This window comes from Streptomyces sp. A01 (assembly GCF_059026195.1).
The window spans coordinates 220,647-245,554 of sequence record NZ_JBWLKN010000004.1 but is presented as its reverse complement, the minus strand read 5'-3'; the positions used below and the strand labels follow the sequence as shown (position 1 = coordinate 245,554).

The following is a 24,908-nucleotide window of genomic DNA, read 5'->3' as shown; positions in this document are numbered from 1 at the left end:
GTTAGTATTAGGGGCCGCGGCCACTTGGAACCCGTGAAACAACCCTCTTATCGGGCTCCCCAACCAGCACATCGTGGGCTTAACTTAAGGGCTATGACCCTCCCCCGCAGCGGCTACGGCGGCGGCTACTACTCCGCGCCATCCTTCCCCGACACCCCGATCTACGACAGCCTTGTCGCCGAGCGGGGAACGCCCCAGATCGCCCCGATCAGAGTTCCCTCGCCCTACGACGTCGGCGGCCACTTCCCGGCAGCCCTGCCCGCGGCGCTTCCCGCGCTCCCGGCCGGGCCGTCCCACCACACTCCGCCTCCCTACGGTCACCAGGCGCCCGCGCAACCGGCGCTGCAGCAGGCGCCCGCACCCTACATCCCGCCGCAGGCGACCGGCCCGCGCGGCTACCCGGGTCAGCAGCAGGGCCACCAGCAGCCGCGCCAGGCGGCTCCGAACGGGTATGAGCAGATGCGTCCGATCGCGGCCCGCCCGGCGGCGCCGCGCCCGAACCCGGCGCCGTACCAGGATCAGTACGGCCGCCCGTACCCCAACCAGGGTCAGGGGTACAACCAGGGTCAGGGGTACTGAGCCGCCCGGGGGCGGCAGGGGGGCGCGCACCCGCACGGGGGCGTGAGCGCGCCTGAGACACGCACGACAGTCAGCACGGCAGACAAGACGGGCACGGCGGACGCGACGCAGCCGGGGTGCCGATGACTGGCCGACCGGCGCCACAGGCCGCGGGCGGCCCAGTGGGACGCCAGACGACCAAGGGGTCGGCCAACTGTCCGGGGCCCCTGGCAAAATGAGCGCATGTCTCACGCGGCGCTCAGCGCGGTCCATGTGTATCCGGTCAAGTCTGTGGGAGGGTGCGCGCCCGGCGAGGCGGCCGTTGAGCCGTGGGGGCTCGCCGGGGACCGCCGGTGGATGCTGGTGGACCCCGACGGGCGGTTCCTCACCCAGCGGCAGCTGCCTCAGCTGGCGCTCGTGGCGGCGCAGCCGCTGCCCGACGGCGGGGTCCGGTTCACGGGGGAGGGCCAGGAACCGCTGACGGTCGCCGTGCCCGATCCGGCGACCAGCCGCGTCTCGGCGGTGCGGGTGTTCCAGGACCCCGTCGAGCTGGTGTGGAGCGACGGCGCGGAGAGCGCGTGGCTGAGCCGGTTCCTGGGGACCGAGGTCCGGCTGGTCCATCTCGACGACCCGGCGCGCCGCCGTCCGGTCAATCCGCGGTACGGGCGCCCGGGCGAGACGGTCAGCCTGGCGGACAGCATGCCGCTGCTGGTCACCACGACGGCCTCCCTCGGCGCCCTCAACTCCCTGATCGCGCGCGGCGCCCACGCGGGCGAGGGCCCGCTCCCCATGAACCGGTTCCGGCCCAACATCGTCGTGGACGGCACCGACGCCTGGGCCGAGGACGGCTGGCGCCGGCTGCTGATCGGCGATGTGGCCTTCCGGGTCTCCAAGCCGAGTGCCCGCTGCGTGGTCACCACGACCGACCAGCGGACCGCCGAGCGCGGCAAGGAGCCGCTGCACACGCTGGCGCGCCACCACCGCATCGGCAACAAGATCATCTTCGGCCAGAACCTGATCCCGGAGCACCGGGGGACGGTGCGCGTGGGCGACCCGGTCAAAATCCTCGAATAGTGATCACTATGCGGCAACCGCGGTCATTGACGCTGAAGGCCGGTCCCGGCCCCGTAGTCTCTGCTCTCGCTGAGCGGGCCACCGACCGTATGGGGCCCAGCAGGTCACCATCCGCACGCTGATGCCGACAAGGGGGGCGGAGACACGATGTCTGCCTCGGAGGCAGTAGGCAACCGCCTGATGCCCGTGCAGCACATGCGCCCCGGGGATCACGCTTTCGTGAGCTATGGGGACAATGAATCCCGTACGGAGATCATGTCCGCCTTCGCCTGGCTCGGGCTGGCCCGCGGCGAGAAGGTGACGGTCTTCGCCGATCCCGGTCTGGACGGGACCGAGGTGCTGAACGCGCTGCACGCCAAGGGCCCCTCCATGGAATCCGCCCTGGAACGCGGCCAGTTGCAGTTCAGCAGCATGCGCGCGCTCATCGCCCCGGACTCGCGGTTCACCGCGGAACGCCAGACGGCACGGCTCGCCGAGGCGACCGAACGCGCGCTCCAGCAGGGTTACACGGGTTTCCGTACGTTCATCGACATGGCCTGGGTGCGCGACCTCGGCGCGGACATCGAGGTGATGATCCACCGCGAGACGCATGCCGACCAGCTGTTCGCCGACCGCCCCTACAGCGAGATCTGCGCCTACGACCAGCACTGGTTCGACCGCGGAGTGCTGGACTCGATGGCTGAGGCACACCCCTGCCAGCTGCTCGAACGGCTGGGCACGCTGCGTGTCACCCAGGAGTCCACGCGTCTCCGGGTGATCGGCGAAGCCGACATCGCCGGCCGGACGCGATTCACCAGTACCCTGCGTGACGCACTGAGGACTACCGCCGTGGAGGGACAGCTGAAAGTGGATCTGTCGCGGCTGCATTTCCTCTCGCTCGCGTGCGCGTCCGACCTGCTGTCGCTGATGGCAACGGCCGACATGCACAAGAGCGTCACCGTCGAATGCACCCCCTTCGTGGCGCAGACGCTCCGCAGGCTCGGCGCCGCTTCCGTCTCCCAGCTCGCGTTGATCGAGGTGAGCCGACCGTGCTAGCCGATCCCCGCCGACCCACGAACGGCGAGGCGGAAGTACGCTTGCTGGAAAGAAACTTCACCGCCCGTGAGCTCCCCCAGCTACGTGTCCTCGTCGAGGAGCGCGCGGTGTGGGCGGGGCTCACCGAGGCCCGGCGCGGCGACTTCGTGCTCGCGGTGGACGAGATCGCCACGAACGCGATCGAGCACGCGGGCGGCAGAGGCCACCTGACGCTGCGCCGGGTGGGCGGTGAGCTGGAGTGCGAGATCGCCGACAGTGGTCCTGGGTTCACCGCGGACGTCATCCCCGATGTGCTGCCCGGGCTCGACGGCGCCCCCAGCGGCCGTGGCCTGTGGCTGAGCAGGCTGGTCTCCGACCGGCTGGTCATCAGCGCCGGTGCCGTGGGCGCCGTCGTGACGCTGGCCATGCGGCTGCGCTGAGGGGCGCGGGGGCCGGGTCACCAGGCTCGCGTCCTGCCCCGAGCGAGCGCCACGGGCCCGCGCCGGGCCGCTGCCGACCCCGCCCACGGTCGTTCTCCACACCAGCCTCTCGCAACCACCCCCCGGTATGCGGTATCTACTGAGCCGTGAGGGCGTGCGAGATCATGCGGACCGCCGCGGGGCTACGGCGCTGGCGGGGCAATCCGCTGCGCCGCCGGTCCGACCGCGCCGAGGGGTGGGCCGCGCTCGTGACCGCCCTACTGATCGTCTGCGCCGCCCCCGCCGCCGGGTGGGCGGTGGGCTCGTACGCCCATCAGGCGCTGCTCCAGTCGGCGCGGGAGACCCGCGCCCACCGGCATCTCGTACCGGCGACGGTGGTACGCGTACTGTCCGCCCCGCCCTACGACTCCGACGCGGAGACCTCCTCCGAACGCGACGCGCTGCGCGGCGTCCTCGCCCGCTGGCCCGCGCCCGGCGGAGGCACCCGCTCCGGCATCGCGCGCACCCGGCACGCCACAGCGCCAGGCGACCGGTTCCGCGTCTGGACCGACGACCGGGGACGGCTCACCGAGCGCCCGCTGGACACCGGCACCGTCGGCGCGCACGCCGTCCTCATCGGGGTCTGCGCGGCCGTCGCCGCCGCGGGCGTGGCCGAGGCGGGACGCCGGGCGCTGGTGTGGCGGCTGATCCGCCGCAGGCACCGGCAGTGGGACCTGGCGTGGGAGCGCGCCGGTCAGGACTGGGGCCGGGCGGGCGCGGGAAGCTGACCGGTCAACTCCCGCACGCGCCGCACGCTACGGTGTTCCAACCGGTACGCAGCACGGCCGTACCCGGTCGGCGCACGCACGAGGTGGGGGCACGGCAGCACCATGGCACAGGGCTCGGTCCAGGTGACGCACAGCGGCACGTCGCGGTGGCGGCGGCGCACAGGGGAGTACGCCTCCCTCTCAGCGGCCCTGGAGGCCGCCGGGGACGGCGATGTGCTCTCCGTCGCCCCGGGCACGTACCGCGAGAACGTCGTGGTGTCCCAGGCCGTCACGCTGCGCGGCCCCGAGGGTTCGCGCGGCTCGGTGCGTATCGCCCCGACCGAAGGTGTGGCGCTGACCGTGCGCGGCTCGGCCGTCATCCGGGATCTGCACATCGAGGGCCAGGACGCGGCGGCCCCGGCGCTGCTGGTCGAGGACGGCACGGCGGAGCTGTCGGACCTGAAGATCGCGACGCGGTCCGCGGTGGGCATCGAGGTGCGCGGCGCCGCGCGCCCCACGGTGCGCCGCTGCACCGTGGACAACCCGGCGGGCATCGGCTTCAGCGTGCTCGACGGCGCCGGTGGCGTCTTCGAGGACTGCGAGGTGGTGGCCGCCGGGCAGTCGGGCGTATCGGTACGCGGCGGAGCGCGTCCGCGCCTGGAGCGCTGCCGGGTGCACCACGCGGGCGGGGCGGGGTTCTCGCTGACCGGTGAGGGCACCACGCTGGAGGCCATCGGCTGCGAGGTCTACGAGATCAGGGGAGCCGGCGTACAGGTCGCCTCCCGCGCCACCGGCCTGCTGACGGACTGCCAGGTGCACCGCACGACCTCCGACGGCGTCAACCTCGACACGGACGCCGTGCTGACGCTGGCGGACTGCGACATCCACGACGTACCCGAGAACGCCATCGACCTGCGCTCGCGTTCGGTGCTGACGCTGACCCGGTCCACGGTGCGCCGCTTCGGCCGCAACGGCCTCTCGGTGTGGGACCCGGGGACCCGGGTGGACGCCAACCAGTGCGAGATATACGACAGCACCGGTGACTACCCGGCGGTGTGGGTGAGCGACGGGGCGGCCGCCGTGCTCGACTCGTGCCGGGTGCACGACGTGCCGGACGCGCTGTTCGTCCTCGACCGCGGCTCACGGGTCGACGTCGTCGACAGCGACCTGTCCCAGGTGCGGAACACCGCGGTGTCGGTGAGCGACGGCGCCAGCGCGCAACTGGACGACTGCCGCATCCGGGAGGCGGCCACCGGTGCCTGGTTCCGCGACCACGGGAGCGGCGGCACGCTCGCCGGATGCACCATCGACACCGTGGCCACCGGCGTGATCGTCACCAAGGGCGCCGACCCGACGATCGAGCGCTGCACCGTGACCTCGCCCACGGAGGCCGGTTTCTATGTGTCGGCTGAGGGGCGTGGGACCTTCCACGGCTGCCGGGTCACCGGCAGCGGCGGCTACGGCTTCCACATCATCGACGGCTGCCGGACCACGCTGACGCGCTGCCGCACGGAGCGGTGCGCGCGCGGCGGCTACGAGTTCGCCGAGCCGGGCCCCGTGAGCGAGGACTGCACGAGCGACGAGAGCGCCACGGTCTCAGGACCCGCGGCGACCGGCTCCCCCGGCACCGGCGGCGCTTTCGGCGCGGCGCCCCCCACGGCCCAGCCCGCCGTGCAGACCGCCGGGCTGCTCAGCGGCCTGCCCAGCCAGCGGGCCGCGCCGCCCGTCGCGGAACCCGAGCGGGTGCGGCCCCCGGAGGCCGTCCTCGGCGAACTCGACACCCTGGTCGGCCTGGAGAGCGTCAAGCGCGAGGTGCGGGCCCTCACCGACATGATCGAGGTGGGGCGGCGGCGCCAGGAGGCCGGGCTCAAGGCGGCGTCGGCCCGCCGCCATCTGGTCTTCACCGGCTCCCCCGGCACCGGCAAGACGACGGTGGCGCGGCTGTACGGGGAGATCCTGGCCTCCCTCGGCGTGCTGGAACGCGGCCACCTGGTGGAGGTCTCCCGCGTCGATCTGGTCGGCGAGCACATCGGGTCCACGGCGATCCGCACCCAGGAGGCGTTCGACCGGGCGCGCGGCGGGGTGCTCTTCATCGACGAGGCGTACGCCCTGTCCCCCGAGGACTCGGGGAGAGACTTCGGTCGCGAGGCCATCGACACGCTCGTGAAGCTGATGGAGGACCACAGGGAAGCCGTCGTGGTGATCGTCGCCGGGTACACAGCGGAGATGGCGCGCTTCCTGTCCGTCAACCCCGGGGTCGCGTCCCGTTTCTCGCGCACCATCACCTTCGACGACTACGCGCCGGAGGAGCTGCTGCGCATCGTGGAGCAGCAGTCCGAGGAGCATGAGTACCATCTCGGCGAGGGCGCGGCCGAGTCGCTGCTGAAGTACTTCACGGCGATCCCCAAGGGCTCGGCGTTCGGCAACGGCCGCACGGCGCGGCAGACCTTCGAGGCGATGGTCGAGCGGCACGCGGGCCGGGTCGCGCGCATGCCCGACCCGAGCACCGAGGACCTCACCCTGCTGTATCCGGAGGACTTGCCGGACTTGCTGTGAGCTCGTCGGCTTCCGCCCCGGAGCACGGCCCCGTGGACACCGACGCGCTGGGCGGCGCGGCGCCCCGCTGACCGGGCAGGGCCTCCTTCTCCAGCCGGACGAGCAGCCCGGCCCGCTCGGTGGCGAAGAGCGGGTCCGCCTGGTAGTCCGAGTGGCCGAGTATCGGTGCGGGCAGCGGGTGGTCGGCGGTCCGGCCGTAGGCGACCGGGTCCCTGAGCGCGCCGCAGTCGATCCGCGGCCGCTCGGAGGCGGGCTCCTCCGTCCAGACGCCGGGCGGCTCGATGGGGCCGCCGATCGGGTCGGTGAACCGCCACAGGTTGCGCCAGCAGTGCACCTCGCGGTGCAGGGCAGACATCTGGGCCGGGCCGAAGTAGGCCGGGAACCAGCGCCCGTACAGGCGCTCGACCGGCGAACCGTAGGTGAGCAGCGCGACGCGGCGCCGGGTGCGCCAGTCGAGCTGCCAGACCGCGGCCACGGCGAGGACACTGCCCTGCGAGTGGCCGGAGAGGACGAGGCGGCCCCGGGTGCGTTCGATCCAGGTCTTCATCCGCCAGGTGAGGTCGGGGACTGCCCGCTCCGCGTAGCACGGCGGCGCGAAGGGGTGGGCGGCGCGCGGCCAGAATGTGCCGACGTCCCACAGGATGCCGATGGTGCGGCGGGCTCCCGCGTCCCGGTAGGCGCGCCGTCCCCAGGTGACGAAGAGGACGAACGCGACGCCCACCAGCCATGATCCGAGCGCCTGCGCGGTCTGTGCCGCGGCGTCCACCACGGAGGGCGTGCCGTCCGCCGCCCGGCCCGGCACCTCGTCCGTGGCCCATGCGCCGACGACGGCGAAACAGCCGAGCAGCAGGGTCATCAGCGCTACGGGGCCGACGATCCACGGCACGGAGTCGGTGATCCCGGCGCGCGCGATGGTGCCCGCGATCTTGCTGGTGCGTACGGTGTCGGGCTCCTCCCCCGGGTAGCCGTCGGGCACCGTGCGCATCAGCCCGCGCTTGATCCGCCAGCTCCGCCAGACGAAGCCGGCGAGCAGCAGGACCAGCATGATCAGCAGCGGCGGGATGATCGCCGCCTGCCAGGAGAGCAGCACCGGCGGTCCTTCGATCGGCCCGCCGCCCATGCCGGGGGTGGCGCCGCCGTCGAGCCAGTCCGCTATCCGTTGCGCTATGCCGCCGGAGAGCACTCCGGCGAGCGCGCACGCCAGCATCGCGACCGTCGGGCCGCCGAGGCCGCGCAGCGGGGTCCTGCCCTGTCCGGCGTCGCGCGCGGCGGCGCGGTAGAGCACGATGGCGACCACGGCCAGGGCGGTGATGAGGGCTCCCTGGGCGAGGGCGAGGACACCGAACACCGCGTCACCCGGCAGCCGCCCGCTGGACGACCAGCCGGGGCGCGACCAGGCCGCGTACACGAGGGCGAGCGTGAGCACGCCCAGCGAGGCGCCGGGCAGGACGGTCACGGTGAGCCGGTCGAGCGTGTGGTCGAGTGTGGTCTCGCTGCGGCCCCTGCGGCAGATCGCGAGCAGGACGGCCAGCCCGCCCGCCACCAGCAGGCCGCTGAGCAGCCAGCCGGTGACGTCGAGGGCGGCCGCGCCGCCCGGCGCTCGGTCGTAGCGGGTCGTCGCTGTGGTCAGCGCGCCGGCCACGGTCAGGAATCCGGCCGCGGTGTGCGTGGCGCGCAGCCGGGCGACGAGCCTGCGGCCGTACCAGAAGCCGGGCAGGCACAGCGCCGGACGGTCACCCGCCGCCGGGTCGTCGTCGTCCACGTGCCGCTCGGCCGGGGGCTGCGATTCGTACGCGCTCCATGTGCGGCTGGAGAGATACCACAGCAGTACTGTCACGGCGATGGGCGCGAGGGCGGCCAGGGCGAGCCTGCGGCCGGGCTGGCCCCACCAGCCGCCGTGGCCGGGCGAGGCGAAGCCCAGCCATGACTTCCCGTCAGCGCAGGCGGCGGAGCCCGCGCACTGCCAGGCCGTCAGGTCGAGCGCCACCTCGCAGACGGCGGCGACCAGCAGCAAGGTCAGGCTGAGTGCGATGAGCCGCACCAGGACGCCGTAGACGCGGCGGGTGGTGTCGCGGCGGTCGGCCGCGGGCCGCATCCAGTGCGCGAGGTTGATGATCATGAAGGGGAGCAGCAGCAGCCACAGGGCGCGGGTGCCGTCGCCTGAGGTGAGGCCCGACCAGCAGTAGCCTTCGGCGACGGGGCGCTCGCGGTAGTCCGCTGGGCGCTTCTCGGCGTCGATGTCCTCGGGGCGGCGGTAGACACCGGCGGTCTCGTCGCCGGTGACGCGCCGCGTCCTGGGGTCGCCCAGCATCTGCGCGGGCGTGGCGCCGCCGACGCCGTGCACCAGGAGTTCCAGCGCGAGTCCGGGGTCGTCCCGGTCCGGTTCCCCGCCCTCGGGCCGGGGGGCTTCCTCGGCGCCCGGCGGGGGCTGGTCCCGGTCCCGGGTGCCCGGCTGGGCGGCCCGGCCCGCCCCGACCTTCCGGTCCTCGCGGTTCGTCCGCCGGCTCTGTCCCGTGTGGGCCGCCGCGTCGCCCGGCCGCTCTGTCGCCGTCACCGTGTCCCCCGATCCGGTGCTGTGTTGCCGTAGCGCCGCGCCGCGCGAGCGCTGGCGTGTTGTGCTGTCGACCCGATTGTGCCCGATCCGTCCATGCCATGTCCGCATGCGAGGATGAGCGCGGAAATCGGCGGCTGGGCGGAAGGGACGGGCGAGGTGAGCGACAACCAGAACCTCCTGGCGGAGCAGCGGCGCGCCCTGATCCTCGACGAGGTCAGGCGGCGCGGTGGGGCGCGGGTCAACGAGCTGACCCGCAAGCTCAACGTGTCGGACATGACGGTCCGTCGCGATCTGGACGCGCTGGCCCGCCTCGGGGTGGTGGAGAAGGTGCACGGCGGTGCCGTGCCGGTCGCCGAGGCGAGCACGCATGAGCCGGGGTTCGAGGCGAAGTCCGGCCTGGAGCTGAGCGCGAAGGAGGACATCGCGCGGGCCGCCGTCCAACTGGCCGCGCCCGGCAGCGCCATCGCCCTGTCCGGGGGCACCACGACGTACGCGCTGGCGCAGCATCTGGTGGACGTCCCCGACCTGACCGTGGTGACGAACTCGATGCGCGTCGCCGATGTGTTCCACAGCGCGCGGCGGGCCGCCGACGCGGCCGCGCCGCAGGCCGGAGCCCGGGAGCGGGCCGCGGGGGCGGCGACGGTGGTGCTCACCGGCGGGGTGCGGACGCCGTCCGACTCGCTGGTGGGTCCTGTGGCCGACGCGGCGATCCGCTCGCTGCACTTCGACGTGCTCTTTCTCGGGGTGCACGGCATCTCGGCGACGGCGGGGCTTTCCACGCCGAATCTCGCCGAGGCGGAGACGAACCGGCATTTCGTGCGGTCGGCGCGGCGGGTCGTCGTGGTCGCCGATCACACCAAGTGGGGCAAGGTGGGCCTGAGTTCGTTCGCGTCGCTGTCCGAGGTGGACGCGCTGGTGACGGACGCGGCGCTGCCCGCGGCGGCGCGGGAGGAGATGTCGGAGCTGCTGCGGGAGCTGGTGGTCGCCGGTGAGCCCGCGGACACCGGCCAGTGACACTCTCGGGCACCGGGCTGCGCACGGGACCTCCCGAGGCCGCCGGGCCGAGGGGAAGCAGTCCTGGCACAACACCGGGATGTGCCCCACCAGGGGCGCGGGGAACCGCGCGACCAGGCACGACGCACCCGCCGTCCGCGACGCACGGACAGGAGCCCCCCCGGCACGACCCGCCGGGCACCGCATAGGGGCATTGCGAGGCGCGCGGCAGACAGTTCACGCCCCTCCCGCTAAAGTGTGCGGGCTCGGATGTCCGCTGACCGCACCGGGGGTGTACGGATCAATGCCTCGCCGACTTCGGCCCGTTGGGCTCGGCTTTCTCGACACGGCTCCACTGCGGCTGCCGTTCACCACCGAGGTGGCGGCGCCGCCCGAGGCGGTCTACGCGGAACTGGCCGACACCGCGGGGTGGCCCCACTGGTTCAGCGCGGTGGCTTCGGCCCGGCCCACGCACGGGGGCCGGGGGCGTGACATCCGGCTGCGCGGCGGCACCCGCTTCGCGGAGACGGTCATGGCGTCGGACCCGGCGGAGCGCTACGCCTACCGGGTGGACGTCACCAACGCTCCCGGGGTGCGCGCCCTGCTGGAGGAGTGGCGGCTCATCCCGCTGGCCGCCGACCGCACCGTCGCCACCGGCGGCACCCCCGTGGCCGGCACGCGGGTGCGCTACACCTTCGCGCTCGACGCCTCCGCCCCGGTCCGGGCCGCCATGCGGCTCGTGGCCCCCGGCATCGGCGGGTCCTTCCGGGGCGCGCTGCGCGCACTTGACCGGCGGCTGGCCGCCCGCTGACGCGCGCCGGACGACGGGGCGCCTCAGCGGGCGGACGGGGTTCAGCGCCAGAGGCCGTCGGCGAGGAAGAGTTCGAGGGTCTTGGTATACGGCTCGATGTCCAGGCCCTGTTCGGCGAGCCAGGCGTCGGAGTAGTACTTGTCGAGGTAGCGGTCGCCCGGGTCGCAGTAGAGGGTGACGACGCTGCCGGTGCTCCCTTCGGCGACCATCTCCGCGACGATCTTCAGCGCGCTCCACAGCCCGGTGCCGGTGGAGCCGCCCGCCTTGCGGCCGATGGCGCCCTCCAGGGCCCGGACGGCGGCGACGCTCGCCGCGTCGGGGACCTTCATCATCCGGTCGATCGCCCCGGGCACGAAGCTGGGCTCCATGCGCGGGCGGCCGATGCCCTCGATGCGGGAGCCGCGCTCGCTGCACGCCTCCGCGTCGCCGGAGACCCAGCCGTCGAAGAAGCAGGAGTTCTCCGGGTCGGCGACGCACACCCGGGTGTCGTACTGCATGTAGTGCGCGTACCTGGCGATGGTGGCCGAGGTGCCGCCGGTCCCCGCCGTGGCCACGATCCAGGTGGGATCGGGGTACCGCTCAAGGCGGAGCTGTTGGTAGATCGACTCGGCGATGTTGTTGTTGCCGCGCCAGTCGGTCGCACGCTCGGCGTACGTGAACTGGTCCATGTAGTGGCCACCGGAGGAGGCGGCCAGCGTCGCCGACTCCGCGTACATCGTGCGCGGGTCGTCCACGAAGTGGCACCGGCCGCCGTGGGACTCGATCAGGCGGCACTTCTCGCGGCTGGTGGTGCGGGGCATGACGGCGATGAAGGGCACACCGATCAGCTTCGCGAAGTACGCCTCGGAGACGGCGGTGGAGCCGCTGGACGCCTCGATGACCGGCTTGCCGGGACGAATCCAGCCGTTGCACAGCCCGTACAGGAACAGCGAGCGGGCGAGCCGGTGCTTGAGGCTGCCGGTGGGGTGGGTGGACTCGTCCTTGAGGTAGAGGTCGATGCCCCACGCCTCCGGCAGCGGGAAACGCAGCAGATGAGTGTCAGCCGACCGGTTGGCGTCGGCCTGCACCTTGCGCACGGCCTCGTTCAGCCAGGCCCGGTACGCGTGATCGGTACGGTCCACGTCGATGGTCTCGGTGCTGTCCACGCCGCTCCTTGTACTGGTTCGGGACCCGGGATGGCGCACCCTGGTCCGTTCTGATCATAAATGGGCACTGGTGCCCGGCTCGCGGGCCAGGCAGACTTCCCCCAGGAGGACGGTGACAGCGCGGCCGGGTGACGGGTGTCCGGCCGGGCATGGTCGCCGAGTCGCTGGGGAGGCGAAGACCGTGGCGGATGCCGAGTTCAACGCGACCGGGGTGCGGATCGAGCGGTTCCTTCGCTCGGTGACCCGTGCCGGGCAGGTGCTGATCAAGGACGGCAGGCTGGAGTTGCTGACCAGCTACGGCCGGGAGATCGACAGCGCCCCGCTGCGGTCGGTGCACGCGAGCAAGCCGTGGTTCGCGGCCAGGGACCGCGCGCTCGCCACCGTGAACGGTACGCGGTATCTGCTGACCCTCGGACAGCGCGAGTCAGGCGCCGTGGAGGGCCCGGCGGCCGCTCGGCAGTTCCTGGACGCGGTGCGCTCCGCGCAGAGGCATCCGGAGACGAGTTGAGCGCGCGAGTTGCGCGATCGGGCGGATGACCTGACCCTGGGACGAGTATCAGTGTCACCGAGAGTTCACCAGTGGTAACGCTGAGAACCAGCTCACTGGTCGTGCGCGGCGGTCACACCGACGCGTCGCTCTCCGCCCGCACCTGAATCAGGCTAGCCCTACTTCTCAGGGAGTCGCAGCCGTGATCAGCAGCACTAGCAGGCATTGCACCGTGGAGCTCCAGGCTCTCCCGGAGCGGATCGGCCAGGTCCGCAGAATCGTATCGGCGCACTTGCGTTACTGGCATCTGGATTCCTTGATAGACACGGCGGCGCTCGGCGTCTCCGAATTGCTCACCAACGTCTATCTCCACGCCGAACCGGACAAACGCTGCACGGTGGATCTCGTCTGGGTCCTCGACCAGCTGACGGTCTCCGTCCGTGACAGCGACCCACGGGAGCCCCTGCCCACGTACGGCGCCGAGGGCACCCACGGCCGTGGACTCGCCCTGATCGCCGCCGTCAGCGAGAGCTGGGGCGTGCGCGCCAGGGACGACGGCGACGGCAAGACCGTGTGGTTCACCCTGTCGGCCTCGCAGCCCACCGAGGTACTGCGGCGGCGTATCCCCTACGATCCCGCTCTCCCCATCACGGAACCGGGCCACAGCGCCCCGCTCACACGTTCCGAGCCCGCTCGCCACGCGGCGCCGCAGCGCGAACGGCAGACCGCCCGGTCAGCGGCCGTCCACTGACCGGGCGGCGCCCCCGCCGGGCACCGGGGCTGTCCGGGTCCCCCTGAGGGCGACCGGGATGCCGTACGGAGCCGTACGGGCGCCGGACGCACGCGCACGCGTGGCGGCCGGCGCCCGTACAGCCGCGGCTCACTCGGTGGCGATGGCGCGCAGCACGTCCAGCCTCGCCGCACGGCGGGCGGGGCGCAGCGCGGCCAGCGCACCGGCGACCAGGCCCACCAGGGCGACGATCGCGAGCCGTTCCGGCGGGAGCGCGAAGGCTCCGTCGCCCGCGTTGACGGCCGCCTTCACCAGCGCCCAGCCGAGGAAGCTGCCGAGCGCGAGTCCGCCGAAGGTGCCGAACGCGGCGACCAGTACCGACTCCCAGCGCACCATCGCACGCAGCTGGGCCCGGGTCTGGCCGACGGCGCGCAGCAGGCCGAGTTCGCGGGTGCGCTCGTGGACGGCCAGCGTGAGGGTGTTGGCGATGCCGAGCAGAGCGATCAGTACGGCCAGTGCGAGCAGCGCGTAGACGAGGGTGAGCATCATGTCGATGCCGCCCGCCGAGGACTCCGCCCACTCGTCGCGGGTCTGCACCTCGGGGTTTCCCCAGCTGGTGGCGGCCGCCTCGACGGCCTTCTCGCCCTCGGAGACGGACACACCGTCCTTGAAGGCGACGGCGATGAGGCTGTCGGCGTCCTGTGCCCGGTACGGGGCCCATCCGTCGCGGGTGATGATGTAGTCGCCCGCGAGGTCCTTCTCCTCGTAGACGGCGCGCACCGTGAATCTCTGCCGCTCGCCGTCGGTGAACGCCAGCTCGGTCGTGCTGCCGACGCGCCAGCCGTGCTTGTCGGCCTCGCTGGCGGACACGGCGATGCCGGTCTTGCCGAGGCCACCGAAGCCGCCGTCGACGTCGCCGAGGTTGAGCACTCCCGACAGTGCCGCCGGGTCGGTGACGGTCAGTTGCCGCCCGCTGCCGTCCACCTTGGCCACCCCGCGGCCGAGGCCGAGCGCGGTGTCCACCTGGGGCAGCTTGCCGAGGGCCAGGGCGAGCCGGGGGCTGAGCCCGGAGCCGCCACCGCCGAACGCGGGGACGCTGACCGCGACGTCGCCCGCGAAGGTGCGGGAGACGGTCTCGTTCATCGTCGCCTTCAGGGACGCGGCGAACACCGTGAACAGCGAGACCACGCTCACGCCGATCATCAGCGCGGTGGCGGTCGCCGCCGTCCGCTTGGGGCTGCGCAGGGCGTTGCGCCCGGCGAGCGCGCCGGTGACCCCGCGCAGCGCGCCGAGCGGGCCGCTGAACACCCGTACGGCCAGCGAGGAGGCGACCGGCCCTGTCACCACGAAGGCGGCCAGGGTCAAAGCCGCGCCGGTCGCGGTCACCGCGATGGACGGGTCGTCGGCCAGGGCACCGGCGACGGTGATCCCGACGCCTGTCACCGCCAGTGCCGCACCGGCCAGCGTCCGGGCGCGGGAGGCCCCGGAGTGGTCGACGGCCGTCTCGCGGAGCGCGGCCAGCGGCGCGGTGCGCCCGGCGCGCAGGGCGGGCGCCAGCGCGGAGCCCAGGCAGACCGCCACTCCGACCGCCAGCGGCAGCAGCAGCGACAGCGCGCTGACCACCAGGTCGCCCTCGGGGAAGGGGAAGCCGACGGCTGGGAAGAGCGCCTGGAGCCCGGCCGCGAGGCCGACGCCGCCGAGCAGCCCGGCGAGCGAGGCGACGGTGCCGACGACGGCGGCCTCGGCCAGCGCCCCGGCCATCACCTGGCGGCGCGCGGCCCCGAGCGCCCGCAGCAGCGCGTTCTCGCGGGTGCGCTGGGCGACGACGATGGCGAAGGTGTTGTGGATGCTGAAGGTCGCCACCAGCAGGGCGATGCCGGCGAAGACCAGCAGCAGCGTGGTGAACAGGGACAGGAAGGTCCCGGAGACGTTGTCGAGGTTCTCCTCGGTGGACTCCTGCCCGGTGATGGCCTCGACGCCCCGCGGGAGGACGTGTGCCAGCTTGTCGACGAGCTCTTCCTGGCTGACCCCGGGACCGGCTCTGACCTGGATGCTCGCGGCCAGTCCCGGCTTGGCGGTGAGGTACTTCCCGGCGTCCGCCTGGGTCAGGCCGGTGAAGGTGACGTCACCCATCCCGTCCTCGCCGCCGAAGGTGGCGATGCCGACGATGGTGACCTTGACGGGTTCCGGGGTGCGCAGGACGGTGCTGTCGCCGATGCCCAGGTCGCCCTTGTCCGCGGCGCCGCGGTTGATGACGGCCTCCCCCGGGGCCTTGGGGGCGCGGCCCTCGGCGAGCCGGTAGGCGTTGAGCTTGTCGTCGGCGATCCAGTTGCCGGCGAGGGTCGGTGGCCCCTGGCCGCCGATCGCCTCGCCGTCCTTGCCGACGAGTTGCCCGGCGCCCTGGATGTTCGGCGCCGCGGCGGCGACACCGTCCACCCGCTCGATCTCCCGCACGGTGGAGGTCGCGACGGGCTCCCTGGTCCCCGCGTTGTCGTCGGGGGTGGTGATGGCGTCGGCGCCGCGCACCACGGCGTCGGTGCCGCTGGTGGCGTTGCCGAACATCGTGTCGAAGCTGGCGCGCAGCGTGTCGCCCATGATGAGGGTGCCGCCGAGGAAGGCGACGCCGAGCAGGACGGCGGAGAACGTTCCGGCGAAGCGCCGTTTGTGCGCGCGCAGGGACGCCAGGCTGATGCGCAGCGCGGCGCGGCCGCCGCTCATGACGCCACCTCCCTGACGGCTTCGGCGCCCCGGTCGAACGCCTTGAGCCGGTCGAGGACGCGCTCGGCGGTGGGGTCCGGCATCCGGTCCACCATCCGCCCGTCGGCGAGCATGACGACCTCGTCGGCATGGGCGGCGGCGACCGGGTCGTGGGTGACCATGACGACGGTGCGGCCCATGGTGCGTACGGCGCTGCCGAGCAGCCCGAGGACCTCCTCGCCGGAGCGGGAGTCGAGGTTGCCGGTCGGTTCGTCGGCGAAGACGACGTCGGGCCGGCCGGCGAGCGCGCGGGCGACGGCGACGCGCTGCTGCTGGCCGCCGGAGAGTTCGCTCGGCCGGTGGTGCAGCCGCTCGCCAAGACCGACGACCCTGATGAGGCTGTCCAGCCACTCGGGGTCGGTGCGCTGCCCCGCCAGGTCCTGCGGCAGGGTGATGTTCTCGGCGACGGTCAGGGTGGGGATCAGGTTGAACGCCTGGAAGACGAAGCCGATCCGCTCTCTGCGCAGCAGGGTCAGCCGCCGGTCGTCGAGCGCGCTCAGGTCGGTCCCGGCGATGAAGGCGGAGCCGGAGGTGAGGGTGTCGAGTCCGGCCGCGCAGTGCATCAGCGTGGACTTGCCGGAGCCGGAGGGGCCCATGATGGCGGTGAACCGCCCGGTGGGGAAGTCGACGGTGACCCCGTCGAGGGCGCGGACCTCGGTGTCCCCGGAGCCGTAGACCTTCACCGCTTCCACCACCCGGGCGGCGCACTCGGTGCCGGGGGCATGCGGGGCGCTCATGCCGCACCGCCCTTCCGGCCGCGGCCGAACTCCTCGTCGAGGACCGACATGCGGCGCCAGTACTCGTCCTCGTCGATCTCGCCCGCGGCGAACCTGCGGCCGAGGACGTTCAGGGGTGACTGGGGCCCGTGCGACGGCGCCATGCCCCGTGCCCACGGTCCCCGGCCCCGCCAGACGGTGCGTCGCAGCACTGCGAAGCCACCCCCGATGACCAGGGCCCAGATGAGGGGGAAGAACAGAATCCAGGGGCCGGGTCCCCCGCCGTCGCCCCAGGCGTGCGCGAGAGTGTTCATCGTGATCGGACTCCTCGGTAGGGATGGCTCGTGCTGTCACTACCGAGCGTGGTCGCCGCGGGCTCCGAGGTCGTCGTACGGCCAGCGGCACCTGATGTACCCCGCGGGGAGTAGGCCCGGGCCGTCCGCGTACCTCCGGTGGTGACACTCCGGGCGGACGCCTCAGGGTCGGCCGGAGGAGCCACGGCGTGGCTGAAACGCCGCAGGGGTGGCCGGGAAGAGCGTGATCGGGTGCGATCACCCCGTTGTACGGTGAGGAACCTGCTGGAGGGGAGCGTTCCATGGAGACGGACATTGGGCTCGCGCGGGCGATCCGCGGGCTGCGGGCGGAGCTGGCGGAAGCCATGGCTGACGGGGAGAACGAAACGGTCAAGTTCCGTATCGAATCGATCAGTTTGGAGCTTCAGGTCGCCGTCGAGAATGCCAGGGAGGGCCACGCGGGGGTCAAGTTCTGGGTGGTCTCGGGGCAGGGAGGCGCCTCCTCCACCGCCACCACGACCCACACCCTCGCGTTGCAGCTCGCGGCCGAGACGGAGACGGGCGAAGCGGTCCGCATCGCCGCCCAGCCTGACCGGCGGCCCAACTGACCGGTGCGGGAAGGGACAGCGGCGTGCGTGACCTGCCGGACCGGGCCGTCGAGGTCGTCAGAATCAGCCAGCCGGACGGCGCCTCGCGCTACGGCGGCTCGGGGTTCCTGCTCACCGGCGAACTCGTCCTGACCGCACGGCATGTGGTCGACGACAGCCGCTATTCCTACCGCGTGCTGCGCCCCGCCCCGCTGCGCGGCGCCGGTGAGGCGGCGGTCGAACTCGTGGTGCCGGACCCCGCCCTCGACCTGGCGCTGCTGATCCTCGCCGAGCCCATGGACGAGCTGCCGCCGATGCGGTTCGGGCGGCTGCCCACGGCCGTGGGCACGGTGGGCTTCCACGCCATGGGCTTCCCCCGCTTCGCCCGCGAGGACGGGCTGCCGCGCCGGCGGCAGACCACCGGCAGCATCCAGCTGGCGTCCCTGCCCGGCGCCGACGGACTCGACCTGTGGCACGACACCGCCCAGCCCACGGCCCTGACCGGGGCTGGCTCGCCCTGGGAGGGGTTCTCCGGGGCCGCGGTACTCAGCCCGCTCGGCACCGGACCCGACGCCGAGCACCTGATCGTCGGCGTCTACGCCACCCACCTGTCCCCGGCGGGTACCCGCTCCACCCTCGCCACCCGGGTCGACGGCCTCGCCACGGGCGGCAAGTTCGCGCGCTACCTGCGCGCGCACGAGGTCAGCCCGGAGCCGGTGGACGTCCCGCTGCCCGGCGGCGCGCCCCGCGCCCTGCCCAGCAACGTACGCACCCACGAGAGCGTGCTGAGCAAGCTGCGCGGGACCCGCAGCTATCTGCTGCCGGAGCACCTGCCGTTCGTCAGCCCGGGGCCGCACAGCGAGGCCGCGCCCCGGCGGCTCCTGGAGCGGCTCGGCGACGCCGAACGCGGGCGCGGCGTGCTGCTCGTGGGCGCGGCGGGCACGGGCAAGACCCGCACCTGCTTCGAGGTGGCGCAGGCGGCGCACGACGACGGCTGGCATGTCCTGCACGTACGCACCGACCGGCAGCGCTCCCTGACCGTCGGCCACCTCGAACAGGCCGTCTTCGAGGCCCGCCGGCCCCGGGTGCTGCTCGTCCTCGACTACCTCGACACCTGCGCGCAGCTGGACCTCGGTGCCCTCGCCGACGAGTTCATGCTCGGCGCCGGTGAGCGCGGCATCCAGGTCGCCTGCATCGCCTCCACCCGGCCCGGCACCCTGCCGGTCCTCCGCAAGCGCGGTGTCCGCCAGCTCTTCGACGAGGTGGCGCTGCGCCAGGACACCGGCCACCAGTCGGCCGTGATCGACGCGATGCTGCCCGTCGTCGCCCCGCGCGCGCTCGACGCCTGGGGCCAGGCGGCGCTGCGCGACGCGTGCGGCCAGCGCCCCATCATCGCGCTGCTGGTCGCCGCCCAGATCGAACGGCGCTTCCTGGCGCGGCAGGCCATCCCCCAGCTCTCCGGGTGGCGCAGCGACGACCTGCTGGCGTGGCTGGACCCCCGGCTCCAGGAGGACCGGCTGCGCGCCCCCGAGGGCGCCGACTGGGACAGCCGCGAAGCGGCGGAACGGGCCCGGCCGCCCGGTGACCGGCAGCTCGCCGCCACCGTCGCCGCGTACGCGTGCCCGCAGCCGCGTGACGCGGTCGTCGCCGCCGTCGACGCCTTCCTTGCGGGGCGGGGCAGCGGGCTCGACGGTGAGTACGTCGTGCGCACCCTCACCGAGCTGGGCTGGCTTGAGGAGCCGCACGAGGACCAGCTGATGGTCGTTCACGACATCGTCACGGACGAGCTGGTACGCCAGCTCCTGCTGCCCGTGTCGCCGGTCCACCTGGAATCGGTACGGGCCGTGTTCTCCACATCTCTCATCAGCGCCCGTACGTTCGGTGGGTTCACCGGGCACCTGGCGCGGCTCGCCGCCGACCTCGGCGACGCCGACAGCCGCGAGGTCGCCCGTATCACCGGCGGCTGGCTGCGCGACGAAGCACCCCGGCTCGGCGCGCTGCTGAAGCGCGCCGGGGAGGACGGGCGGCAGGCACTGCTCACCCTGCTCAGCCGCAGGCCGTGGCAGGCGTCCGTCGACACCGTGTGGGACGAGGTCGCCCAGCCGTGGCTCACCCGTGAGAAGGACTCTCCGACGGCCCGCGCCCTGCTGGCCCAGGCGGTCGAGTCCGCCACGGCCGGGGTGCCCGAGCGCCTGGTCGAAGCGGCGCTGTCCTGGCTGTACCGGGGCGGCCCCGAGGCGGAGACCTCCCACCACGTGATCCACGCCCTCCTGGAGCGGCGCGACCTGCCCGCCGCCTACCAGGAGCAGGTCATCGCCTACGCGCTGGCCTGGCTCGACCTGTGGAAGCGGCACCGCGCCGCCCGGTTCGTCCTCAGCGCCCTGCTGCGCCCGGCCCGCGCCCTGGAACCCGCCCAGCTGACCGGCGCGGCGCAGTACGCCTTCAGCTGGCTGCACGTGCATCACACGCTGGACGCGACGTTCGTCTTCCACCGGCTGCTGTCCCGCACCGATCTGGACCACACCTCCGCCCGCCGCGCCATTTCCTTCGCGCTTGCCTGGATCGGCGCGGGGAACGCGGGCCACCCCACCGCCAGCTTCGTACTGGCCCCGCTCGTCGCCCAGCCGCACCTCAGCCGCCAGCAGCGCAAGCAGACGGCGGGCCTCGCCCTGGCGTGGCTCACGGACAACGAGGCGGAGCCCGCGGCACGGTTCGTCCTGCACGCCTTGCTGTGCCGCGACGACCTGGCCGAGCTCCGGTCGGACCGCGCCGTCGAGCACGCGCTGGCGTGGCTCGGCCACGGGCACGCCGAGACCGCGACGGCGGCGCTCGTACTCGGCCCGCTGCTCACCCATCGGGCCGCCAGCGGCGAGCAGCGCGACCAGGCCGTCGGCTTCGCCCTCTCGTGGATCGCCGCGTTCGGGGACACGCCTCCAGCCGGGTACGTCATTCGCCCGCTGCTCGCCGAGACCGGCCTGCCTCCGGACGCGTCGGCCGATCTGGCCGAACGGGCCCTGGCCTGGGCCGAGACGCATCCCGACGGGGCCAACACCGCACAGGTGCTGTGCGGGCTCCTCACCCGCGCCCCGTCCGGCGCATGGCACCGGCGGACCATCGACTTCGCCCTCAACTGGCTGGAGGCACACGCCCACACGCCCGAATCGGCCGCCGTCCACCGCGCCGCACTCGCCTGCCAGGGCCTGCGGCGCGACCAGACCCGCCGCGCGGCACAGGCCGCGCTGGACTGGCTGGCCTCGTACAACCGCGCCGGCGGCACGGACAGAGCGGACGACACGGTCAGTACGGACAGCACGGACAGCAGGGGCCGCGCCGACAGCACCGAGGTGAGCCGGAGCCTGTGTCTGCTGCTCTCGGCACCTGGCCTGCTGCCGCACCAGGAGCAGGACGCCCTGCGCCACGCCGTCGACTGGCTCGGCCGGCCCTGGCGCCACCGCGACCGGGGGACCGTCTGGCTGCGGGTGGTCCGATCACGCGGCTGGACCGGCGGCGCACGCGGCTGGCCCGCGGCGGCCGACTCCCCCGCGCCGCCCGACCTGAGTGACATCGCGGCGATGCTCGGCTGCCCGGGGCTGACGGCGCCGGAGGCCCGGAACCTCGCCGCCCGGGCCCTGGCCCGCCTCGACACGACCGACACCGGGCGCGCCGCGCGCGCCGCGCTGGCCGCCGTGCTCCGCTGCCGCCAGCTCACCACTGAGCAGGAGGCGGCGGCCGTCGAGCGGGCCACCGCACTGCTGGAGACGGATGACACCACGGGCTCACTGCCCCCGCTGCTGGCACTGCTGGACCGCCCGTTGACCGGCGAGAGCGCCGCGCGCGCCACAGCGCTCGGTCTGGCCTGGCTCGCCGAGCGGGAGACGGCGGCCGACGCTCCCCGGGTGCTGCGCGCCCTGGCGGGCCGCCCGGGGCTGAGCGAGGAGCAGTGGCGTGCCCTCAGCGTCCACGCGCTCAACTGGTACGCGACCAACCCTGAGCACGAGTCGGCCAGGGAGGTACGCGCCTTCCTCACCGACCACGGTGACGACGCCTTCGGCGCCTGGCTGCGCGGGGTGGAGGAAACCCGGGCCTGGCTGCTGGCCCACCCCGACGATCCGGAACGCGGCACGGTGCTGCTGCGGCTGCTGACCCGCCCCGACGAGGGACCCGCCGGCACCGGGCCGGGGCGGACCGGGGAAACCAGGACGAACGGCACGGCCAGAACGGGTACGGCGCAAGGCGGCGCGGGGGCCCGGGCGGGCGACCAGCCGGACCGCCGCATGATGGTCTCCGCCGTGCACGCCGCCCTCGCCTCCGTGCTCAGTTGGAAGGACTTCTGCGCCCTGCTGGAGGGCGCGGACCTCGTGGCCGAGCAGAAGCAGGCGGTGGCCGGTCAGGCGCTGGCGTATCTCCGCTCGGACGAGGTGATCAAGGCGCGGCTCGTCATCGTGGCCCTGCTGCGCACCCCGGAGCTGGCCCCGGAGCAGCTGTGGGAGGCGGCCGAGGAAGCCCTCGCCCTGCTGACCAGGACCAGCGGGCGGACGTTCAAGACCCGCCCCGTGCTGCTGGCGCTGCTGCGGAACAACCGGCTGTCCGAGGAGCATGAGCACGCCGCGATCGAACGGGCCTTGCGGCAAGCCGACGGAGTCGAGAGCGCCGAAGCCAAGCCCCTGCTGCGGCTGGTGCTGTCCAAGCGCCTCTCCAGGGGCCAGGCCGCCCGCGCCATCGGTTGCGGGCTGACCTGGATGCTCGGGCGGGAGCCGGGTCCCGGCGTGGGCTCGCTGCTGGCCGCCCTCTTGGAGCGCGACGAGTGCGCCCCGGACCAGTGGCGCCAGGCCGCCGCGTACGCCCGTGGCTGGCTGGAGGCGAATCCGGCGCACATGGACGCCGACCGCGTACGCCGCCGCCTCGGAGCAGGGGCCGGCCGGGGAGGCCCGGCTCCGGACCTGGTTCCCCAGCAGCCCTCGGCTTCCGGGCCGGCCGCGGCTCCGGCCCTGCCGGAGGAAGAAGCTAACCGGGCCTGACCGATTCGAGGAGGTCCACGCAGCGGCCCAGGAGGCTGACCAGCGTCTCCCGCTCCTGCTCGGTGAACTCGGCGGCCAGGGCCCGCTCCACCCGGATGGCCCGCGCGTCCGCGTCGGCCATCACGGTCCTCCCCGCCTCCGTGAGCTGGGTCTCCAGGACGTTCTTGTGCCATTCGTGCGGGGTGCGCTCGATCAGACCGCTCTCCTGAAGGTTCTTCAGGACCGTGTTCATGGTGGGGGGCGTGACGCCACACGCCCTGGCCAGCGCGGCGGCCGAGATCCCGGGGCTCTCGGAGAGATACAGCAGGGCCGCGTACTGCGCGACGGTCAGGCCGGCCGGCTTGAGCGCCGCGTGCTTGGTCGCGTTGAGGGCCTTCTCCGCTCGCTTGATATGCGAGCCGATGCGCTCGGCGGCGGGCATGGACGTCATTCCGGCATGGTATCGGCCACGCACCCATAAGGGTGTTGACGAGCATTAGAGCTCTAACTAGTGTGCGTAACTACATGAATGCCTGTGCGCACCGCTCGCACACACCACTCACGCACACCGCTCGCACACACCACTCACGCACACCGCTCGCGCACACCGCGGAGCAGACGAAAGAGAGACGCCATGCCCCGATCCCTCCGGCACCCACGCACGGCCGCGACGACACTGGCCCTGACCGCGGCCATGACCACCGCCCTGGCGCTGCTCAGCGCCTCACCTTCCGCCTCAGCGGCCGAAGCCGGACTCCGCCCGTCCGAGCCGGCCCCCACAAGCGCCGCGCACGCGCGGATTCACACGGCGTACGAACTGCCCGAAGGCCGGGCGTACCCGGAGGGCATCGCCGCCGACCCGCGGACCGGAGAGCTCTACGTGGGTTCGTACAGCACCGGCGCGGTCTACCGGATCACCCCGGGGCATCGCACCGCCACGGTCTTCCTGCCCGCGGGGACGGACGGTCGGGACACCGCCAACGGGCTGAAGGTGGACCGCGCCGGGCGGCTGTGGGTGACCGACTCCACGGCGGGCGTCGCCGTGTACGACATCCGGACACGCGAACTGATCGCCCGCTTCGACATCCCCGGCCAGGACCCGGCGTTCGTCAACGACCTCGCCATCGCCCCGGACGGCAGCGCCTACGTCACCGACAGCGTGCGATCGGTGCTCTACCGCGTCACCCCGGGCGAACTGAAGCGTGCGGCGGCGCACGGCGGGCGCTCCACGCTCACCACGCGCTTCGACCTGTCCGCCGCCGCCCCGGACGGCTCCGGGACGATCACCCTCAATGGAATCGTCGCCGACCCCTCGGGCCGCTACCTGCTGACGGCCGACATGACGGGCGGCGGCCTCTACCGGGTCGGCCTCGCCTCGGGTGACATCCGCCGGGTCGCCCTGCGGGGGGACATGCGGCACGCCGACGGCCTCGAACTGCGCCACAACACCCTGTGGGTGGCGCACAACGCCAGCAACTCCGTCAGTCGCTGGCGGCTGACCGGTGAGGGTACCGGCGCACGCGAGGAGCGGCGGATCACCGACGAGGCACTGCAGATCCCCACCACGCTCGTCCGGCAGGGCGGACGCACACTGGTGGTCCGTTCACAGTTCGACAAGGGCGGCCCGATGGGCCCGGGGACTCCCCAGGCCCCCTTCACCGTCGCCGCTGTGCACGGCATCTGACGGGACGAGACGACCGCGTGTGCGACTGGCTACGGGTGACGCGCGCGGGCCCGAGGCCCGGCCCCCGAGGCGCAGGCGCGCGACGGCGGTCGGCGCCGTCCGCGCACCGGTCAGCCGAGCTGTTTGAAGAAGAAGGTGCTGCCCTGGAGGGAGCCGTGCGCGTCGGCGGCGTAACCGGGTACGACACCGAGGCGGGACCAGCCGTGGGTGAGGTAGAGCCGCTCCGCGGGGCTGCCGGTCTCGGTGTCCAGGAGCAGGAGGGTCACCCCGGCTTCGCGCGCGCCCTGTTCGACGGTCCGGACGAGTGCGTGTCCCAGGCCCCTGCCGCGGGCGTCCGGGTGGACCATCAGCTTGACGACCTCGGCGCGGTGCCGTCCGTTTGGCTTGCCGTTCAGGGCCAGGCTGACGGTGGCGGCGATGCCTCGGGCGTCACGGACGACCCAGACGATGAGGCTGCCATCGGCCACGGCGGAAGCCTGGGCCTGCCACCACTCGGCCGCCGCGGCCTGGTCGAAGGGGGCGAGGAACCCGACGGAGGAGCCACCGTTGACGGTGGCGGCCAACACGTCGGCGAGGCCCTTGACGCTGCCGCCGAAGTCACCGGCGGACAGCCGGGTGATGGTGTGCATGGTGCCGTCCTTTGCTGCGTGCCGCGGGCGGGGCGGGTGGGTCGGGGGGAGGGGAAATCAGAGAGATCAGCCGCCGCTCGGGCCGCGCGCAGGCGCGTACCGGCCGTACGGTGCGCACACTGGTGCGGCGCGGTGCG

General features: G+C 73.4%; 20 protein-coding genes. 13 read left to right on the top strand and 7 right to left on the bottom strand.

Annotated elements, in window-relative coordinates:
• Nucleotides 1-93 precede the first annotated feature (93 nt).
• From AC5P1B_RS07265 to AC5P1B_RS07240, 6 genes are all read left to right on the top strand, one after another.
• Nucleotides 94-579 carry a DUF6643 family protein gene (locus AC5P1B_RS07265; RefSeq protein WP_493885713.1) on the top strand — a complete coding sequence of 162 codons (486 nt, stop codon included), beginning with the start codon at nt 94-96 and terminating at the stop codon, nt 577-579.
• A gap of 222 nt (nt 580-801) precedes the next feature.
• Nucleotides 802-1,632, top strand: coding sequence for an MOSC domain-containing protein (locus tag AC5P1B_RS07260; RefSeq protein ID WP_493885712.1), 831 nt, complete (start codon nt 802-804; stop codon nt 1,630-1,632).
• Between the two features lie 219 nt (nt 1,633-1,851).
• The gene (locus AC5P1B_RS07255) at nt 1,852-2,667 is read left to right on the top strand and encodes an MEDS domain-containing protein (RefSeq protein ID WP_493885711.1); all 816 of its coding nucleotides are present in this window, start codon (nt 1,852-1,854) and stop codon (nt 2,665-2,667) included.
• Nucleotides 2,668-2,708: 41 nt separating this feature from the next.
• Nucleotides 2,709-3,086 carry an ATP-binding protein gene (locus AC5P1B_RS07250; protein WP_493885710.1) on the top strand — a complete coding sequence of 126 codons (378 nt, stop codon included), beginning with the start codon at nt 2,709-2,711 and terminating at the stop codon, nt 3,084-3,086.
• Between the two features lie 164 nt (nt 3,087-3,250).
• Nucleotides 3,251-3,853, top strand: a complete 603-nt coding sequence (locus tag AC5P1B_RS07245; protein WP_493885709.1) for an Rv1733c family protein — start codon at nt 3,251-3,253, stop codon at nt 3,851-3,853.
• A gap of 102 nt (nt 3,854-3,955) precedes the next feature.
• On the top strand, nt 3,956-6,388 hold the full coding sequence (locus AC5P1B_RS07240; RefSeq protein ID WP_493885708.1) for a right-handed parallel beta-helix repeat-containing protein: 2,433 nt from the start codon (nt 3,956-3,958) through the stop codon (nt 6,386-6,388).
• Here AC5P1B_RS07240 and AC5P1B_RS07235 read toward each other — a convergent pair.
• Entirely contained in the window at nt 6,348-8,744 is a 2,397-nt protein-coding gene (locus AC5P1B_RS07235) for a hypothetical protein (protein WP_493885815.1), read from the bottom strand. The two genes, AC5P1B_RS07240 and AC5P1B_RS07235, sit on opposite strands and share 41 nt — an antisense overlap.
• Nucleotides 8,745-9,098: 354 nt before the next feature.
• On the opposite strand from AC5P1B_RS07235, the gene AC5P1B_RS07230 reads away from it, so the two are divergent.
• Both AC5P1B_RS07230 and AC5P1B_RS07225 read left to right on the top strand, forming a co-directional pair.
• Nucleotides 9,099-9,956 carry a DeoR/GlpR family DNA-binding transcription regulator gene (locus AC5P1B_RS07230; RefSeq protein ID WP_493885814.1) on the top strand — a complete coding sequence of 286 codons (858 nt, stop codon included), beginning with the start codon at nt 9,099-9,101 and terminating at the stop codon, nt 9,954-9,956.
• Between the two features lie 283 nt (nt 9,957-10,239).
• Nucleotides 10,240-10,746 carry an SRPBCC family protein gene (locus AC5P1B_RS07225; protein ID WP_493885707.1) on the top strand — a complete coding sequence of 169 codons (507 nt, stop codon included), beginning with the start codon at nt 10,240-10,242 and terminating at the stop codon, nt 10,744-10,746.
• Nucleotides 10,747-10,787: 41 nt separating this feature from the next.
• On the opposite strand, the gene AC5P1B_RS07220 is transcribed toward AC5P1B_RS07225, so the two are convergent.
• Nucleotides 10,788-11,891: a PLP-dependent cysteine synthase family protein gene (locus tag AC5P1B_RS07220; protein ID WP_493885706.1), complete on the bottom strand. Its 1,104-nt coding sequence runs from the start codon at nt 11,889-11,891 to the stop codon at nt 10,788-10,790.
• A gap of 181 nt (nt 11,892-12,072) precedes the next feature.
• Between AC5P1B_RS07220 and AC5P1B_RS07215 the strand changes: the two genes are divergently transcribed.
• Together AC5P1B_RS07215 and AC5P1B_RS07210 are read left to right on the top strand one after the other, a co-directional pair.
• Nucleotides 12,073-12,399: a hypothetical protein gene (locus tag AC5P1B_RS07215; protein WP_493885705.1), complete on the top strand. Its 327-nt coding sequence runs from the start codon at nt 12,073-12,075 to the stop codon at nt 12,397-12,399.
• 181 nt (nt 12,400-12,580) lie between these two features.
• Entirely contained in the window at nt 12,581-13,129 is a 549-nt protein-coding gene (locus AC5P1B_RS07210) for an ATP-binding protein (RefSeq protein WP_493885704.1), read from the top strand.
• A 129-nt stretch (nt 13,130-13,258) separates the two neighbouring features.
• On the opposite strand, the gene AC5P1B_RS07205 is transcribed toward AC5P1B_RS07210, so the two are convergent.
• The 3 genes from AC5P1B_RS07205 to AC5P1B_RS07195 are packed head-to-tail and all read right to left on the bottom strand — an operon-like array spanning nt 13,259 to nt 16,895.
• Nucleotides 13,259-15,826, bottom strand: coding sequence for an FtsX-like permease family protein (locus AC5P1B_RS07205; protein ID WP_493885703.1), 2,568 nt, complete (start codon nt 15,824-15,826; stop codon nt 13,259-13,261).
• Complete coding sequence (locus tag AC5P1B_RS07200; protein WP_493885702.1) at nt 15,823-16,602, bottom strand: ABC transporter ATP-binding protein; 780 nt, start codon at nt 16,600-16,602, stop codon at nt 15,823-15,825. Before AC5P1B_RS07200 ends, AC5P1B_RS07205 begins: the two co-directional genes overlap by 4 nt.
• Nucleotides 16,599-16,895 carry an SHOCT domain-containing protein gene (locus AC5P1B_RS07195; protein ID WP_493885701.1) on the bottom strand — a complete coding sequence of 99 codons (297 nt, stop codon included), beginning with the start codon at nt 16,893-16,895 and terminating at the stop codon, nt 16,599-16,601. Before AC5P1B_RS07195 ends, AC5P1B_RS07200 begins: the two co-directional genes overlap by 4 nt.
• Before the next feature lie 281 nt (nt 16,896-17,176).
• Here AC5P1B_RS07195 and AC5P1B_RS07190 point away from each other — a divergent pair, with 281 nt between their 5' ends.
• Nucleotides 17,177-17,482: a trypco2 family protein gene (locus AC5P1B_RS07190; protein ID WP_493885700.1), complete on the top strand. Its 306-nt coding sequence runs from the start codon at nt 17,177-17,179 to the stop codon at nt 17,480-17,482.
• A 23-nt stretch (nt 17,483-17,505) separates the two neighbouring features.
• Nucleotides 17,506-22,479 carry a trypsin-like peptidase domain-containing protein gene (locus AC5P1B_RS07185; RefSeq protein WP_493885699.1) on the top strand — a complete coding sequence of 1,658 codons (4,974 nt, stop codon included), beginning with the start codon at nt 17,506-17,508 and terminating at the stop codon, nt 22,477-22,479.
• On the opposite strand, the gene AC5P1B_RS07180 is transcribed toward AC5P1B_RS07185, so the two are convergent.
• Nucleotides 22,466-22,909, bottom strand: coding sequence for a MarR family winged helix-turn-helix transcriptional regulator (locus tag AC5P1B_RS07180; RefSeq protein WP_493885698.1), 444 nt, complete (start codon nt 22,907-22,909; stop codon nt 22,466-22,468). The genes AC5P1B_RS07185 and AC5P1B_RS07180 overlap by 14 nt on opposite strands.
• 183 nt (nt 22,910-23,092) lie before the next feature.
• Between AC5P1B_RS07180 and AC5P1B_RS07175 the strand changes: the two genes are divergently transcribed.
• Entirely contained in the window at nt 23,093-24,142 is a 1,050-nt protein-coding gene (locus tag AC5P1B_RS07175; RefSeq protein WP_493885697.1) for an SMP-30/gluconolactonase/LRE family protein, read from the top strand.
• A gap of 110 nt (nt 24,143-24,252) precedes the next feature.
• Here AC5P1B_RS07175 and AC5P1B_RS07170 read toward each other — a convergent pair whose 3' ends face one another.
• The gene (locus AC5P1B_RS07170; protein ID WP_493885696.1) at nt 24,253-24,771 is read right to left on the bottom strand and encodes a GNAT family N-acetyltransferase; all 519 of its coding nucleotides are present in this window, start codon (nt 24,769-24,771) and stop codon (nt 24,253-24,255) included.
• Nucleotides 24,772-24,908 lie beyond the last annotated feature (137 nt).

Coding starts and splice junctions, on each gene's coding strand:
- AC5P1B_RS07265 (WP_493885713.1), top strand. CDS start 94: ATGACCCTCCCCCGCAGCGGCTACGGCGGCGGCTACTACTCCGCGCCA.
- AC5P1B_RS07260 (WP_493885712.1), top strand. CDS start 802: ATGTCTCACGCGGCGCTCAGCGCGGTCCATGTGTATCCGGTCAAGTCT.
- AC5P1B_RS07245 (WP_493885709.1), top strand. CDS start 3,251: ATGCGGACCGCCGCGGGGCTACGGCGCTGGCGGGGCAATCCGCTGCGC.
- AC5P1B_RS07240 (WP_493885708.1), top strand. CDS start 3,956: ATGGCACAGGGCTCGGTCCAGGTGACGCACAGCGGCACGTCGCGGTGG.
- AC5P1B_RS07225 (WP_493885707.1), top strand. CDS start 10,240: ATGCCTCGCCGACTTCGGCCCGTTGGGCTCGGCTTTCTCGACACGGCT.
- AC5P1B_RS07205 (WP_493885703.1), bottom strand. CDS start 15,826: ATGAGCGGCGGCCGCGCCGCGCTGCGCATCAGCCTGGCGTCCCTGCGC.
- AC5P1B_RS07200 (WP_493885702.1), bottom strand. CDS start 16,602: ATGAGCGCCCCGCATGCCCCCGGCACCGAGTGCGCCGCCCGGGTGGTG.
- AC5P1B_RS07195 (WP_493885701.1), bottom strand. CDS start 16,895: ATGAACACTCTCGCGCACGCCTGGGGCGACGGCGGGGGACCCGGCCCC.
- AC5P1B_RS07190 (WP_493885700.1), top strand. CDS start 17,177: ATGGAGACGGACATTGGGCTCGCGCGGGCGATCCGCGGGCTGCGGGCG.
- AC5P1B_RS07180 (WP_493885698.1), bottom strand. CDS start 22,909: ATGACGTCCATGCCCGCCGCCGAGCGCATCGGCTCGCATATCAAGCGA.
- AC5P1B_RS07175 (WP_493885697.1), top strand. CDS start 23,093: ATGCCCCGATCCCTCCGGCACCCACGCACGGCCGCGACGACACTGGCC.
- AC5P1B_RS07170 (WP_493885696.1), bottom strand. CDS start 24,771: ATGCACACCATCACCCGGCTGTCCGCCGGTGACTTCGGCGGCAGCGTC.